We start from the raw sequence: 13,905 nt of genomic DNA on the forward strand, positions 1-13,905 counted from the left end.
TGCCTCAACGCTTTCCCTTCTGCGGAGCCGACCCGTCCTGAGGAAGCGATCAATGGTTCGAAATCGTACGTTTTTGGGTGCTTGCGAGGGTTGCGCCATCCTGCCTTTCCGCGTCATCGATCGCGGATGAATGCCGCACTCCTGAGCTGAAATTCCTGATAGCAATAAAAAGCCAAGGAGACATTCATGCCATTTACCCGTATTCAAGGAGTCGTCGGCCTGCCCCTGCTTGCCATCGCATTCGGCCTGCCTGCGGTCTACGCCGCGGACGAAGTTCAGAACAGCTCGACGACCACGGCCTCGCCGGTGCCGTCGAGGCTCCAACCGGTCAGCCAGGAACAGCTCGACCGCGCCGCCGCTACGCCGGCCGACTGGCTGCATTCGAACGGCTCCTACGCGCAGACGCGCTATTACCCCGGCGCGCAAATCAACAAGACGAACGTGTCGAAGCTCAGACCGGCCTTCATATTCCAGACCGCTGTCAACGAGTCGATGGAAACGGCGCCGATCGTATCGAACGGCGTGATGTTCATCACCACGTCGTTCAACCACGTGTACGCACTCGACGCGGTAACGGGCAAGGAGTTCTGGCATTACAAGCACAAGATGGGGCCGGTCACGACGTTTTGTTGCGGGCCCAACAATCGCGGGGTGGCCATAGCGGGTGACCGGCTCTACATGGGCACCCTCGATGCGAAACTCGTCGCGCTTGACGCAAAAACCGGCAACGTACTCTGGCAAAGCCAGATCGCCGACCCTGACGAGGGCTACTCGGAAACGATGGCGCCGACGGTTGTCGACGGCAAGGTGCTGATCGGCACGAACGGCGGCGAATACGGCATTCGCGGGTTCGTCAAAGCATTCGATGCGAATTCCGGCCAGTTGCTGTGGACCTTCTACACGATTCCGGAAACCGGCCAGGAAGGCGTGTGGGCCACGAAAGACGCGACTGGGCGCGACGAAAAGCGCGACATCGATGCGGAGAAAAAGCAGCTTGCCGCGAAGGGTGGGGACTTCTACAAGACGCTCGGCGGTGGAGTCTGGATGACGCCCGCCATCGACCGGCAAACGCATACCGTGTACTTCGTCGTGGGCAATCCATCGCCGGATCTTTATGGCGCGATCCGGCCGGGAGACAATCTCTATACGGATTCGCTTGTCGCGATCGATCTGGACACCGGCAAATACAAATGGCACACCCAGTATGTGCCGCATGACGTATGGGACCTCGACGCCGTGAGCCCGCCGATTCTGATCGACGTGCGCGACAACGACGGCAAGATGATTCCCGGCATCGTGCATGGCGGCAAGACCGGTCACGTGTACGTTCACGATCGCGCCACCGGACGGCTGATCCGCTACTCGCAGGCAATGATTCCGCAAGAAAACATGTGGACGTTGCCGACGGCCGCCGGCGCGCGCATGCTGCCCGGCGCGAACGGCGGAGTCGAGTGGTCGCCCATGGCGTTCGATCCACGCACGCGCCTCGTCTACGCGGCCAATCTGCATCAGCCCATGACCTATCAAGTCGAGGATGCGGCCTACCCCGGCGGCAGCAAGCTGTGGCTAGGCGGTGCATTCAAGGTGATTGCGTCCGAGCAGCAATGGGGCAAGTTGTCGGCCGTGAACGTCGACACGGGTAAGGTTGCATGGGACTACAAGACCGAACAACCGCTCATCGGCGGCGTGCTTGCAACAGCGGGAGGTCTCGTCTTCAACGGCGAAGGCAATGGCCTGTTCCGCGCATTCGACTCCGCAACCGGCAAGAAGCTCTGGGAGTTCCAGTGCGGCGCGGGCGTCAATGCGCCCGCCGTGTCGTACACGGTGAACGGCAAGCAGTACATAGCCGTCGCTGCGGGCGGCAATACGCAGCTCGACTTCAAGCGCGGCAATAGCGTGCTCGTCTTCGCAGTGCCATGAGGATACCGACGCTACGGGGAGCGCGGGGTTCGACGCGTCGGGCAGCGGCGGCCATTCTATGCGGCTGGTTCGCAGCCGCATGGCTGCCATTGAACGCGCGTGCCGACGCCGACGCGGGCAAGGCGAAAGCGCAGGTATGCGTGGCCTGTCACGGGCCGATGGGCAATTCGACCAATCCGGACTATCCGATTCTGGCAGGGCAGACCGCGCGCTATCTCTACCTGGAACTGAAGGACTTCAAGGAAGGACGGCGCAGCGATCCGCGCATGTCGCCCATGGCGGCCAATCTGTCGCGCGAGGACATGCAGGACCTTGCCGACTACTTTGCCGCGCAAAAGCTCGTCCCTGTTCCCTTCAAATCGGATAGCGCCAGCATCGAAGCTGGAAGAAAGAAATCCGCCGAAGTGCTATGCACGATGTGCCACCTGGGAGGCTTTGCCGGCCAGAACGAGATTCCGCGGGTCTCCGGTCAGCTGTATCCGTACATCGTCAAGCAATTGCAGGACTTCCGCTCGCACACGCGGACCAACGATGCGGGCAATATGACCAGCGTAACGCGCAATCTGACCGACGACGACATCCGCAATCTTGCTGCGTACGTCAACAATCTCGAGTAGCCCGGAGCAGACATCATGAAAAAAACGCTCGCCCGCCGTATCGTGGCGGCTGTTCTACTCGCAAGCGCATACGGCGTGTGTCTGCCCGTGCTGGCGCAGGCAGACGGGGAAACCAACCGGCAACTGCTTGCCGCCGCAAAAGACGGCGACCAGCAGTCGCTTCTCTCGGCACTTCAACGGGGGGCGGCCATCGACTCGATGAACCGCATCGGCGACACGGCGTTGATCACCGCGTGCAAAAAAGGCGATGCGGCGATGGCGCGCACGCTAATCGAGCGCGGCGCAAACGTTCAGCACGCCAGTGCGCCGGGCGTCACGCCCTTGATGGCCGCGGCGTATGGCGGCTTTGATGAGATCGTGGCGCTCCTGCTGGCGCATGGCGCGGATCCTCTCGCAACGGATCGGGTCGGCAAGACCGCCATGGAGTACGCGGCCGGCGAGGGACAAACGAAGGTCGTCAGCCGGTTGCTCGACGCCGGCATCGACGTGAACCGGACTTACAAGAACGATCTCACCGCCCTGATGTGGGCCGCCGGATACGATCGCGCGGACACCGTCCAACTGCTGCTCGCACGCGGCGCGAATCGGTCGTTGAAAGACAATCGGGGAATGACGGCGAAAGACATCGCGGTGCAAACGAAATCGGATCGGGTGACGGGCCTTCTGTCCACGGGCTAATCATGAGATTTCCACACGCCCGGAACACGGCGTCTAAACGTCGCACGTTAATTCGCGCGCGTGAGGTGTCCCCATCGCGCGAGCGTCGCCGGTAACGCTTCGAATGAGTCGATCAGCGCATCGCAGCGCAATCCGTCGGCGCCGCCCTGGCCGGCATAGCCATAACGGACAATGATGACAGGCAGACCGGCTGCGCGTGCCGCTGCGACGTCGACAGGCGAATCGCCGACCAGCGCGCAATGTCCGGGGTCGACATCGAGCAGGTGGCACGCGTGCCAAATGGGTTCGGGCGAGGGCTTCATGCTGGCTAACGTGTCGCCCGCGACCAGCACGTCCAGATAGTCGCCGAGGCCAGTCCTCGTTAGTAGCGAAGCAGCCAGCGCCTCGGGTTTGTTGGTTACGCAGGCACAACGGTAACCTCTTTCCCGCAAGTCGCGCAGCCCGGCCGTCACGCCGGGAAATACCCGGCCCACCTGTCCGTTCGTATCGGCATAGTGCTGTTCAAACACGGGCTGGGCCTGCTCGATGGCGAACCGCTTGTCGATCCCCGCCGCTTCCAGCGAGCGTCGCACGAGATTCGGCACGCCGTTGCCGATAAACCCGGCCACCGTGTCGAACGGCAGCATTGGTGCGCCGAAGTGCTCGAGCATGCGGCTGACGGCGGCGACAATGTCCGGTGCGGTGTCGACCATCGTGCCGTCCAGATCGATCAACACGGCGTCGCAGCGGCTGCCCCCTACCATGGCGAGCCTGCCGTCGCTTGATTTGCGTTCCGCACCACGCTGGCTTGCATCGAGCGATCCTCGCAAAGATGATGTGCCGTTCAGACACGCATCACGATAGCCGAATCACGGGTCGATTCAAATTCAGAGATTCTTTCGGCGCCGATAAGCCACTCTTTGGGTATTCGCACCCGGTATTCGCGCCAGCCTGGGCGTGCGGGCCACCGCGTTATTTTCGGGGCTGAGGGTTGGTCACGAAGCCGATCTTCGTCAGGCCGCCGGTCTGAGCCGCCGACATCACCTCGGCGATTCGTTCATAAGGCACTTTGCGGTCGGCACGCAAATGCAGCTCCGGTTGAGGCGTGGCCTGCGCCGCCTGCGCGATCCGTGCGCGCAATCCGTCGTCGGTCACCGCATGGCCGTCCCACAGGATCGACCCGTCCGCGTCCACTGCGAGGTCCACGTGGGCGGGTTTGACTGCTTCCGGCTGGCTGCTCGCCCGTGGCAGATCGATCCTGACCGCATGTTGCATGGCGGGAATGGTGACGAGAAAAATGATCAGCAGGACCAGCATGACGTCGACCAGCGGCGTCATGTTGATCTCGTTCATCAGCCCCTGTTCGTCGTCGTCGGAAAACGGGCTCATTGCCATTTGAGGTCTCCGTCACGGGTTGCGCTACCGCTGCGCGGCACGACACGCATCTCCGGGCCGGCGCTCGACGGCAATTGCGAGCCGGTCACGAAGTACGCGTGCAAGCCATGCGCGAAGCGCCTCAAGCGGACGACGATCGACCGGTTCGCGCGAGTCAGCCCGTTGTAGCCGAGCACAGCGGGGATCGCCACGAAGAGCCCGAACGCCGTCATGATCAGCGACTCGCCGACCGGTCCCGCCACGTGGTCGATGGATGTCTGGCCGGTCTCGCCGATCACGATCAGTGCGTGGTAGATGCCCCAGACGGTGCCGAAGAGCCCGACAAAGGGCGCCGTGCTGCCGATCGACGCGAGGATCGCCAGGCCGCTTTGCAGGCGCGCGATCGTCTCGTCCATCGTGTCCTGCAAGCGCCGCGTGATCCAGTCGGATACGTCGATACGGTCGTGCAGATGCTGCTGCGTCTGCCGATGATGCGTTGCGGCTTCGTGGCCCGCGAGCGCGAGTGCGATGAGCGGATTGTCGTGCGCTGTCGACTCGGGGTGGCCGAGGCCGCGCAGCCCGTCCTCGAAGCGGTCAGCGCTCCAGAAGCGCGCATCGCTCTGCCGGGTCACGCGCCTGAGCCGCATGACCTGCAATAGCTTGATGATGATGACCGTCCACGACATGACCGACATGATCAGCAGCACGCTCAGAATGCCGCGCGTGACGAGGTCTCCTGCTTCCCAGACATTCGCGAGTCCGTAATGTTGCATGGTCGTTTCCTTTGTCCTTTGATGCGGTGGCGGAGTCAGTCGGTCAGTCCGAAGACGAACGACTGCGAGTACGCGGCGCGAACCGCGGCGCCGTTCTCGCTATAAGGTCGGCAGACGCTCGCGTGGACAGCGGCGAGCGCGGCTTCGTCGAGCCGCGCATAGCCGCTGCTCTGTTGCAGTTGCACCGTCTCGATACCGCCGGCCAGACCCACGACAAATCGCACGATCGCGGTGCCGCTCTCGCTGCGCCGCTTCGAGATGTCGGGATAGTCCGGCTTCGGGATCGTGCAGTCGATATGCGAGACGTTCTTCGGCGCGCTCGAGGCGGGCATCGTACGTTCGGCAGCGGGCGCGGACGCCGCTATGGGCGCTGCGGGCGAAGGTATCGCGGCCACCGGGGCCGCTGGCGTGGCGGCAGGCGGCGCGGTGTTCTGCGGGAGTGCCACCGGTGCGGGCGTTTCGACACTGCGCGGCACGCGTGGGCGCGGCTGCTGCGATGGTTTGACGCGAACGGCGGGACGGGCGGGCGGGGCCGGGGTCGGCGCGACGACAGCGGCAGGCGTGGCGGGCGTGACGGGCCTCGTGGGCGTCGTGGGTTCGGGCTCGGGACTCAACAACAGAGCAGTGATCGTTCGCGGTTCAATGGGCCGCTCGACCGTGATGTCGCGCGCCGTCAACGCGAGCGCCAGCAAAGCCAGATGCGCACTGATCACGGCGCCGAGCACGATCGCGGCGCGACGGTGGCGCGTCGCGACGATCGCAGGGTGTTCAGGCTTAGCCATGGCAACTTGCAGCATCACTGCCACCTCCGCATTCATTGTCCTCCCGAGCCCACGGTTTTAGAGCGCGCGCCTGCCGGCGTGAATCAATTCGGGAAATTCTCCCGCCCGATGTCCGTTGTCAAACAATCGCCCGGTGGGATACTTTGAATGGATGACGCGAGCTATCGCGGCGCAGCGATTTCACCACGGAGTACAACAATGCTGGAGACACGGATTCCCATCAGAGGTCCACGCCGTTCCATCGCGCTGGCTGCCGCGCTCGTGCTGGCCGCGAGTGCCGCCCACGCCGCCGCGCCGCTTGCCTACGTGACGAGCGAGAAGGCCGGCGTCGGCGTGATCGATCTCGATCAGATGACGCTCACAAAGACGTATCCGGTAGGCGCGGACGGTCCGCGCGGCCTGAGTCTGAATGCGGACGGCACCCGTCTTCTGGTCGCCAACAAAAATACGGACGATCTGTCGGTGATCGATACGGCGTCGGGCAAGGTCGTCCAGCGCGTGAAGATCGGCAAGAATCCCGAGTATGTGCGGGTGCACAACGGCTACGCCTATGTGACGTATGAGCCCGGCGAAGATGGCGGGCCGCCGGGCGCCAAAGCGGACGGCAAACCAGGCGGGAAGCCGGACGGAAAACCCGGCGCGGACGACGACGACGCGAACAAGCCGCCGGCGGAAATCGCGATTGTCGATATGAAAACGTGGCGCGTGATCCGCTCGGTGACGAGCGGTCACGAAACCGAAGGCATCGAATTCTCGCGCGACGGCCAGACGATGCTGGTCACCAACGAAGGCGACGATACGGTTTCGGTCTATCACGCGCGCACCGGTGCGCCGATCAAAACGGTGAAGCTTGCGCCCGGCGGCCGTCCGCGCGGCATCCGCCTGTCGCCCGACGGCAAGCACTATGTGGTCACGCTGGAATCGCTCAGCAAGTTCGTCGTGATCGACGCGCATAGTTTTCAGGTGCTTAAGACCGTCGATACCAAACTCGGGCCGTACGGCGTGGCGTTCGGCCCGAACGGCCAGCGCCTTTTTGTTGCCGCGGCGCGCGACAAGGCGGTCCAGGTGTTCGACGGCCACACTTACGAACACATCGCCGACGTGCAGGTCGGGCAGCGTTGCTGGCACTTCAGCTTCACGCCGGATGGCACAAAGCTGCTGGTGGCGTGCGGCCGGTCGGATTCGGTCTATGTCCTCGACGCGAAGAGCTATCAGCCGATCAAGCAGATCGGCGAGTTGCCGCTCGCGTGGGGCATCGTCACGTATCCGCACAGCGACGGCTCGATCGAATCGCATTGACCGTCGTAGTCCTGTGCGGCGGGGCTATTTCCACGCATAGCGCAACCCCACCCACACGCCCCTTGGCGCACCCGGACCGACGAATTGCTCGTTGACCGGGTTCGCGCCGTCGAAGGTATGGTTCGGCCCGTTGAAGAAGTTCTGACCGAGTGCGCCGAAACTGGCGTAGCGCTTGTCGAGCAGGTTCGTCACGGAGGCGAAGACCTGCAATTGCTTCGTCACCTGGTAGGACGAGTCCATATCGATCAGCAGGTAGCCGGAGATCCTGCCGTTCGCATCCTGGTTGTTTTCGTCGCCCTGCGCGTAGACACTGCCTCGCCATGTGAGGTTCGTGCCGATCTTCCATTTCGCGGTGGCCGAGTAGTCGAGCCGCAACTTGACGGTGGTCGCGGGAATGCCCGGAATATGGTTGCCCGGTTTGACGGTGATATTGCCGTTTGCGTCGGCGCTGGAGTTGCTCGCGCTGCTTTCGGTCCAGGTCGACTGGTAGGTCGCGTCGACATAGCTGTAGCTCGCGGCCACGGCCAGCGGACCGAACTTCGTCTGGCCAGCCAGTTCGACGCCTTGCCGGCGCGTGCGGCCGACGTTCTGGAAAAACCCTAGCGAGCTCCCCGCGCCATTGCTGCTGATGAACTGGATATCGTTGTCGAGCGTCGTGCTGTACGCGGCGGCACTCCACGAGGTGGCCGCGCCGATGCGGCCGCGCGCGCCGATTTCGTAGGTCTTCGAGATCACCGGCTTGAGGTCCGGGTCGGAGATGAAGTCGTTCGGCAGCGAACACGGCGCGGCCGGATCGGCGCAGGCGAGCTCGATCGCGGTCGGCGAACGCATGCCTTCGTTATAGGTGGCGTAGGCCGTCAAAGCCGGCGTCGGATTCCAGTTGATGCCGATGGCCGGGTTGAAACGCGAAAACGTATGGTGGCCGTCCAGCCCGGGCTGCAAGCCGCTTGAATCGCCGATCGTGGCTTCGGCCCAGTTGTAGCGTCCCGCGAGCGTCACTGACCATTGCGGCGTCAGCGACAGCGTGTCCGACAGATAGACGCCGTAGTTGGTGTTGTGCGTGTTCGCGTCGGTCTGCTGCACGAAATCGCCGATGCCGACAGTGGCGCGCGAATCGGTGAAAGCCGCATCCTGCGACGACTGCGTGAAGTGCGAATTGGCGATGTCGACGGCCATGCCCGCGATCAGCTGGTTTTCCATGCCGCCGAGTTTGCCGAGCAGCGTGAGTTGCACACTTGCGCCATAGCCGTCGGTGGACACGGTCGACTTTTCATTGGTCGCCTGCAACGTGTTGACGTTGCCGTCGTCATCCACCGTGCCGAAATCATCGTTGACGTTGCTGCTGGTATTGGTGTTGCGGAAGTGCCGGTAGTAGGCGTTGCCGCTCAGTTCGACGTGGTCGTTGAAGTAATGGTCGCCCGCCAGCGTCACGTAGCCGACGCTGTTCTGATTCTGATCGGGATACGTGTAGGGCTGCTTGAAGTTGTTGAGGAACGAGCGCGGAATGGTTTGCGTGCCGTGCAGATCGTTATCCGCGCCACCGGCGGACAGCGATAGCGTCGTATCGGCGTCGGTATAGCGCAGTTTGCCGAATGCCTGCCGCACGCGGCTCGAGTTCTGCTCGGCCCAGCCGTTGTCGTTCGCGGCGTCGGCGGTGAAGTAGTAGTCGAGGTTGTGGCCGGCGGTGCCCCCCTGTTCGATCTGCGCGGTCTTGCGGCCCCACGACCCGGCGGTCACTTCGGCCTCGCCGCCGGGGTTGTCCTTGCCGTTCTTGGTGGTGATCGAGAGCGCGCCACCGAGCGTGTTGAATCCATAGGTCGGATTCGAGCCGGGAATCAGCTGGATCGTGTCGATTGCCTGCTGCGGAAGCAGGTCCCAGTTCACCACATCGCCGAACGGCTCGTTCACCCGCACGCCGTCGACGAACACGGACAAACCCTGCGGCGTGCCCAGCAGCGGCGACGCGGTGAAGCCGCGATAGGTGAGGTTCATCTGATACGGATTGCCCTGCGCGTCGGCGATATCGACGCTCGGCAGATTCTTCGCCAGGTAATCGGTGAGCGTGCTGCGATGCTGCCGTTCGATGTCCTCTGCGTGAACCGTCTGCACGTTGGCCGGCACCTGCGTAAGCGGCGTGCCGATGCCCAGTAGCGGCGTGGTGCCCACCACGACAATCGGCGCGAGCGTCGTGACCGTGGCAGGGTTGGCGGGGGCAGTCTCCGAGGCCGCGGATGCCGCGGGAGCCGATGCCGCCACGGGTGGCTCGGCTTGCGCCCATGCGGCCGCAGACAGGCTCGCGAGGGCGCTCCCAACACAGAGCGTGATGCCGGTGCGCCGCTGAAGGCGGCGTTTGCGGCGTGCTTGTGATCGCATGCTCATCTTGTGTCTCCTGCCGGCTCGATACACGCGCGCATAGCGCGTTCTTTGATGTCTGTGTAAAGCTTCGCATAGGTGGCTGTAAGCCGCGCGGGAGCTTTTCCCGATCTGGCAGGGAAGCGTTCCCAAAAGCCGCGCAAAAATCCGCTGCGCGCGAGCGTGCTGGGTAGAATGCAAACGTCATGTCAAGCGATCCGATCCACTCATCTTCCGCCGGCCGCCTGCCGCCACATTCGACGATATGGCGCGATCTCGCATGGGTCTGCGCCGCAACCGCGCTGGCGGCGGTGCTCGGCGCCGCGTTCGATATCAGCGAACGGGCCTATCGGCTCACGCGCGGCCTGGAACGCTTCCAGCTCGACGAATTGCCGGGCACGCTATGCGTGCTGTCGATCGGCCTTGCGTGGTTTGCGTGGCGCCGCTACCGCGACGCGCGCCGCGAGCTGGCTCATCGCCGCATGCTGGAAGGGCAGGCCGAACGGCTGTTGGCCGACAACCGGCGCCTCGCCAATCAGGCGTTGCAGGCGCAGGAACTCGAACGCCGTCATATGGCGCGCGAACTCCACGATGAACTCGGCCAGTATCTGAACGCGATTGCGCTCGACGCGGCGCGCATCCGCGATCTGTCCAGCGAACGCGAGCCGGAGATCCACCATGTCGCTCTCGGTCTGATTCAGAGTGCGAGCCACGTGTACCGGGAGATCGGCGACATGATCCGCCGCTTGCGGCCCATCGGTCTCGACGAGTTCGGCTTGCCGAGCGCGCTCGAACATTGCGTCGACGGCTGGCGCGAGCGGCTGCCCGAAGCTTCGTTCTCTTTGGCGATCGAAGGGGATTTCAGCGGTCTGAGCGAGGCGCTCACCATTACGCTCTACCGGCTCGTGCAGGAAGGGCTGACCAATGTGTCGAAGTTCGCGCGCGGCTCACGCGTGGAAGTGTTCATGGTGCGCGGGCCGCGAGAAACGCAAAGCGCGGACGCGGATCAAGGGCTGATCGACGAAATCGTCGTGACGATGGCGGACGACGGCCCCGGCACGGATCTCACGAAGCCGCGCACGGGACTCGGTCTGATCGGCATGCGCGAGCGCGTCGAAGCGCTCGGCGGCGAATTCCACATGGCGAGCGAGCCGCAAGGCGGTTTTCTGTTCTGCGCGCGGCTGCCCGCTCACGCCGGGCTTGCCGAACCCGTGAACTGAAGTCCGAGCCGGTTGGCCATCTGCGCGAGCTGCACGCCGTTGTCGGCGCCAAACTTCTGGCGGATCACGGATTGATGGTTGGCCACCGTCTTCTGACTCAGTCCCAGCTTCTCCGCGATGCTAGGCAGCGTATAGCCCTGTACAAGCAGACGCAGCACCTCGAACTCGCGGGCCGACAGCTGCCGCCCGGGCGGCCCTTCGTTAAAGGCCGTGCGCATGGCGAGCGCCCGCGAGACATCCTGGCTCAGATAGCCCGCGCGCCGCGCGATGGAGCGCACCGCTTCCACCAGCACGTCGGGCGCGCTGGCCTTGGTCACGTAACCGAGCGCGCCGGCATCGAGCGCACGGCGCACGAAGATCGATTCTTCGTGCACGCTGAAGATCAGCACGCGCGCGTCCGGCTCGCGCGCGAGCATGCGCCGCATGGCTTCGATGCCGCTTGCACCCGGCAGCGCAACATCCATCACGACCACGTCGGGCCGTAATGCGCAAAAGCGCTGATAGGCCTGTGTGGCATCGGCCGCCTCGCCGCACACTTGCACGTCGGCGTTCAGTTCGAGCAGACGCCGATATCCTTCGCGCACGACCGCATGGTCGTCGACGAGCAGGACTGAGATGGTTCCCGCAGTCATGGTTTTGCTCCGCTGCCGCCGGTGAGGTCGGGCTCGCGGGCGGCGGTCGCGAGCTTGCGCGAGTTGGCATCGTTACGAAACAGGATGGGCTGCTCACGCGCCACGGTGGGCGCTGCCGGGGCCGAGGCAGCGCGTTGCACGATCTTCACCACGGTCTCGTGAAACGGCGACTTGTCGCAAACGGGATCGGCATTGGCCGGGTCGCCCGTGAGCAGGTAGGCCTGGCAGCGGCAGCCACCCAGGTCACGTTCCTTTTCGTCGCAACTCCGGCAGGGTTCCTTGAGCCAGTGCAAACCGCGAAAGCGGTTGAACGCATCGCTCTCGTACCAGATCTCGCGCAACGGCGTCTCTTTGACGTTCGGCAGCGTCAGGCCCGGCAGGCCGCGCGCGGCGTGACAGGGTAGCGCGGCGCCGTCGGGCGCGACGCCGAGAAAGACCGCGCCCCAGCCGTTCATGCAACGTTTGGGGCGGCGCTCGAAGTAGTCCGGCACGACGAAGAAAATCTTGCAACGCTCGCCGTGCTCGCGGCGATAGCGCGCGACCACCGCTTCGGCCTCTTCGAGCTGCTCGCGCGTCGGCATCAGCTGCGCCTCGTTCTCGTGCGCCCAGCCGTAGTACTGCGTGTTGGCAAGTTCCAGGTATTCGGCACCCATCGCGAGCGCCATCTCGATGATCTTGTCGACGTGCGGCAGGTTATAGCGATGCAGCACGCAGTTGAGCACCATCGGAAAGCCGTGCCGTTTGATCGAAGCGGCGACGCGCTGTTTCAGATCGAAGGTGCGCGTGCTGCTCAGGAAATCGTTCAGCTCCTGGGTCGAATCCTGAAACGACAACTGGATGTGGTCGAGACCGGCAGCCTTCAGATCGCCGAGACGCTTGTCGGTGAGGCCGACGCCGGAGGTGATGAGATTCGTGTAGAAGCCGAGTTTGTGCGCCTCTTCCACCAGCACTTCGACGTCGTCGCGCACGAGCGGCTCGCCGCCCGAAAAGCCGAGTTGCACCGAGCCGAGCGCGCGCGCCTGGCGTAGCACGTCGATCCATTGCGCGGTGCTGAGCTCGCGGCTGTGGTCCGTATAGTTGAGCGGGTTATAGCAGAACGCGCAGTGCAGCGGACAGCGATAGGTCAGCTCCGCCAGCAGCCACAGCGGTGGCGGCACGCCGGCGGTGGTGTCGTCGGGCTGGGCGCCCGCAACGGCTTGCGAGAGATCGGTCATCGCGCTACTCCAGCCAGCCGCGCCCGTGCGCGTCGGCAATGAAAGCCCGCACCTCGGCGCCGAGCCCGGTGGCGTTGAACGCCTGCTCCAGTTCGGCGATTAGCGTGTCCATGTCGCGCGTGCCGTCGCAGCGTTTAAGAATTTCACCCGCGCTTTGATTGAGCTTCACCATGCCCTCCGGGTAGAGCAGCACGTGCGCGTTCTGTGCGGGTTCCCATTGCAGGCGAAAGGGCTTCGCGATCGTCAGCGGAGTGGCGGGTTGCATGGCGCCGCCGGCGCGTGTCACGTCATTCATTGCGGGAACGCCTTTTCGATCGAGTCGAGCATGGTCCACAGAATGTCGAGCTTGAATTGCAGGATCTCGAGCGCGCGTTCCTGCTGGTCGCGCCGCGTGAAATGCGCGAGCGTGACTTCGAGCCCGTGCTGCACATCGCGCTGTGCGAGAGAAATGCGCGAGCGGAAATACGCGAGGCCCGCAGCTTCGATCCACGGATAATGTTCCGGCCAGCTCGCGAGCCGGTCGCGGTGAACCTGCGGCGCGAACATCTCAGTGAGCGACGAGCAGACCGATTCCTGCCATGGCGCGCGGCGCGCGAAGTTCACATACGCATCGACCGCGAAGCGCACGCCGGGCGTCACGTGTTCGAGCGACCCCAGTTCGTCGCGCGACAGGCCGACTGCGTCCGCGAGACGCGCCCATGTTTCGATGCCGCCTTCCTCGCTCTCGTAGCCGTCGTGGTCGAGAATGCGCAGCACCCAGCGGCGGCGCGTCTCGCGGTCCGGACAGTTCGACAGGATCGCCGCGTCCTTCAACGGAATGTTGATCTGGTAATAGAAGCGGTTCGCAACCCAACCGCGGATCTGCTCGCGCGAGCAGCCGCCGCTATTCATCTTCACGTTGAATGGATGGTGGATGTGATAGGCGGTGCCTTTCGCGCGCAACTGCGCTTCAAATTCGTCGCGGCTCCAGGCGGGTGCGTCGGCGCCCGAGGTTCGCTTCGTACTCGCGTTTGTACTCGCGTCGCGCATCGGCGTCGTCTCATGGGTATCTTTCGCGTTCATGCC

14 protein-coding genes are annotated in these 13,905 nt (G+C 64.0%); 5 read left to right on the forward strand and 9 right to left on the reverse strand.

Annotation, left to right across the window (positions count from 1 at the left end; translation table 11 throughout):
- The first annotated feature begins 186 nt into the window (after positions 1-186).
- Genes PQR53_RS18130 through PQR53_RS18140 form a run of 3 tightly spaced genes read left to right on the forward strand, consistent with a single transcriptional unit; the run spans position 187 to position 3,215 of the window.
- Entirely contained in the window at positions 187-1,920 is a 1,734-nt protein-coding gene (locus tag PQR53_RS18130) for a pyrroloquinoline quinone-dependent dehydrogenase (protein ID WP_408456413.1), read from the forward strand.
- Positions 1,917-2,537, forward strand: a complete 621-nt coding sequence (locus tag PQR53_RS18135; protein WP_408456415.1) for a c-type cytochrome — start codon at positions 1,917-1,919, stop codon at positions 2,535-2,537. The genes PQR53_RS18130 and PQR53_RS18135 overlap by 4 nt, the downstream gene beginning before the upstream one ends.
- A 15-nt stretch (positions 2,538-2,552) precedes the next feature.
- A complete protein-coding gene (locus tag PQR53_RS18140) occupies positions 2,553-3,215 on the forward strand; it encodes an ankyrin repeat domain-containing protein (RefSeq protein ID WP_408456418.1) in 663 nt (220 codons plus the stop codon).
- Positions 3,216-3,262: 47 nt separating this feature from the next.
- Here the strand turns inward: PQR53_RS18140 and gph are convergent, their stop codons facing one another.
- The 4 genes from gph to PQR53_RS18160 form a co-directional block, all read right to left on the reverse strand.
- The gene (gene gph, locus PQR53_RS18145) at positions 3,263-3,958 is read right to left on the reverse strand and encodes a phosphoglycolate phosphatase (protein WP_408456421.1); all 696 of its coding nucleotides are present in this window, start codon (positions 3,956-3,958) and stop codon (positions 3,263-3,265) included.
- A 208-nt stretch (positions 3,959-4,166) separates the two neighbouring features.
- A complete protein-coding gene (locus tag PQR53_RS18150; RefSeq protein WP_408456424.1) occupies positions 4,167-4,589 on the reverse strand; it encodes an ExbD/TolR family protein in 423 nt (140 codons plus the stop codon).
- A complete protein-coding gene (locus PQR53_RS18155) occupies positions 4,580-5,341 on the reverse strand; it encodes a MotA/TolQ/ExbB proton channel family protein (protein WP_408456426.1) in 762 nt (253 codons plus the stop codon). The genes PQR53_RS18150 and PQR53_RS18155 overlap by 10 nt, the downstream gene beginning before the upstream one ends.
- Before the next feature lie 35 nt (positions 5,342-5,376).
- Positions 5,377-6,123 (reverse strand): energy transducer TonB, encoded by a 747-nt coding sequence (locus tag PQR53_RS18160; protein ID WP_408456429.1) that lies wholly within the window; start codon positions 6,121-6,123, stop codon positions 5,377-5,379.
- 198 nt (positions 6,124-6,321) lie between these two features.
- On the opposite strand from PQR53_RS18160, the gene PQR53_RS18165 reads away from it, so the two are divergent.
- Complete coding sequence (locus PQR53_RS18165) at positions 6,322-7,422, forward strand: YVTN family beta-propeller repeat protein (protein ID WP_408456432.1); 1,101 nt, start codon at positions 6,322-6,324, stop codon at positions 7,420-7,422.
- Between the two features lie 24 nt (positions 7,423-7,446).
- Here the strand turns inward: PQR53_RS18165 and PQR53_RS18170 are convergent, their stop codons facing one another.
- A complete protein-coding gene (locus tag PQR53_RS18170; protein WP_408456435.1) occupies positions 7,447-9,801 on the reverse strand; it encodes a TonB-dependent receptor in 2,355 nt (784 codons plus the stop codon).
- A gap of 179 nt (positions 9,802-9,980) precedes the next feature.
- Here PQR53_RS18170 and PQR53_RS18175 point away from each other — a divergent pair, with 179 nt between their 5' ends.
- The gene (locus PQR53_RS18175; RefSeq protein WP_408456438.1) at positions 9,981-10,994 is read left to right on the forward strand and encodes a histidine kinase; all 1,014 of its coding nucleotides are present in this window, start codon (positions 9,981-9,983) and stop codon (positions 10,992-10,994) included.
- Here PQR53_RS18175 and PQR53_RS18180 read toward each other — a convergent pair.
- From PQR53_RS18180 to pqqC, 4 genes are read right to left on the reverse strand one after another with little or no spacing between them, the layout of a single operon-like run.
- A complete protein-coding gene (locus tag PQR53_RS18180; RefSeq protein ID WP_408456441.1) occupies positions 10,964-11,626 on the reverse strand; it encodes a response regulator in 663 nt (220 codons plus the stop codon). The two genes, PQR53_RS18175 and PQR53_RS18180, sit on opposite strands and share 31 nt — an antisense overlap.
- Complete coding sequence (gene pqqE / locus PQR53_RS18185) at positions 11,623-12,840, reverse strand: pyrroloquinoline quinone biosynthesis protein PqqE (RefSeq protein WP_408456444.1); 1,218 nt, start codon at positions 12,838-12,840, stop codon at positions 11,623-11,625. The genes PQR53_RS18180 and pqqE overlap by 4 nt, the downstream gene beginning before the upstream one ends.
- Before the next feature lie 4 nt (positions 12,841-12,844).
- Entirely contained in the window at positions 12,845-13,135 is a 291-nt protein-coding gene (pqqD, locus tag PQR53_RS18190) for a pyrroloquinoline quinone biosynthesis peptide chaperone PqqD (protein WP_179738845.1), read from the reverse strand.
- Positions 13,132-13,902: a pyrroloquinoline-quinone synthase PqqC gene (gene pqqC, locus PQR53_RS18195; protein ID WP_408456448.1), complete on the reverse strand. Its 771-nt coding sequence runs from the start codon at positions 13,900-13,902 to the stop codon at positions 13,132-13,134. Before pqqC ends, pqqD begins: the two co-directional genes overlap by 4 nt.
- Positions 13,903-13,905: the final 3 nt, after the last annotated feature.

It is taken from the genome of Paraburkholderia fungorum (assembly GCF_046027605.1).
Taxonomy (GTDB): domain Bacteria; phylum Pseudomonadota; class Gammaproteobacteria; order Burkholderiales; family Burkholderiaceae; genus Paraburkholderia; species Paraburkholderia fungorum_F.

Bases quoted from the DNA above. Each gene is read 5' to 3' on its own strand.
- PQR53_RS18175 (WP_408456438.1), top strand. From the start codon at position 9,981: ATGTCAAGCGATCCGATCCACTCATCTTCCGCCGGCCGCCTGCCGCCA.
- pqqD (WP_179738845.1), bottom strand. From the start codon at position 13,135: ATGAATGACGTGACACGCGCCGGCGGCGCCATGCAACCCGCCACTCCG.
- gph (WP_408456421.1), bottom strand. From the start codon at position 3,958: ATGGTAGGGGGCAGCCGCTGCGACGCCGTGTTGATCGATCTGGACGGC.
- pqqC (WP_408456448.1), bottom strand. From the start codon at position 13,902: ATGAACGCGAAAGATACCCATGAGACGACGCCGATGCGCGACGCGAGT.
- PQR53_RS18160 (WP_408456429.1), bottom strand. From the start codon at position 6,123: ATGGCTAAGCCTGAACACCCTGCGATCGTCGCGACGCGCCACCGTCGC.
- PQR53_RS18170 (WP_408456435.1), bottom strand. From the start codon at position 9,801: ATGAGCATGCGATCACAAGCACGCCGCAAACGCCGCCTTCAGCGGCGC.
- pqqE (WP_408456444.1), bottom strand. From the start codon at position 12,840: ATGACCGATCTCTCGCAAGCCGTTGCGGGCGCCCAGCCCGACGACACC.
- PQR53_RS18135 (WP_408456415.1), top strand. From the start codon at position 1,917: ATGAGGATACCGACGCTACGGGGAGCGCGGGGTTCGACGCGTCGGGCA.
- PQR53_RS18150 (WP_408456424.1), bottom strand. From the start codon at position 4,589: ATGGCAATGAGCCCGTTTTCCGACGACGACGAACAGGGGCTGATGAAC.
- PQR53_RS18155 (WP_408456426.1), bottom strand. From the start codon at position 5,341: ATGCAACATTACGGACTCGCGAATGTCTGGGAAGCAGGAGACCTCGTC.
- PQR53_RS18130 (WP_408456413.1), top strand. From the start codon at position 187: ATGCCATTTACCCGTATTCAAGGAGTCGTCGGCCTGCCCCTGCTTGCC.
- PQR53_RS18140 (WP_408456418.1), top strand. From the start codon at position 2,553: ATGAAAAAAACGCTCGCCCGCCGTATCGTGGCGGCTGTTCTACTCGCA.
- PQR53_RS18180 (WP_408456441.1), bottom strand. From the start codon at position 11,626: ATGACTGCGGGAACCATCTCAGTCCTGCTCGTCGACGACCATGCGGTC.
- PQR53_RS18165 (WP_408456432.1), top strand. From the start codon at position 6,322: ATGCTGGAGACACGGATTCCCATCAGAGGTCCACGCCGTTCCATCGCG.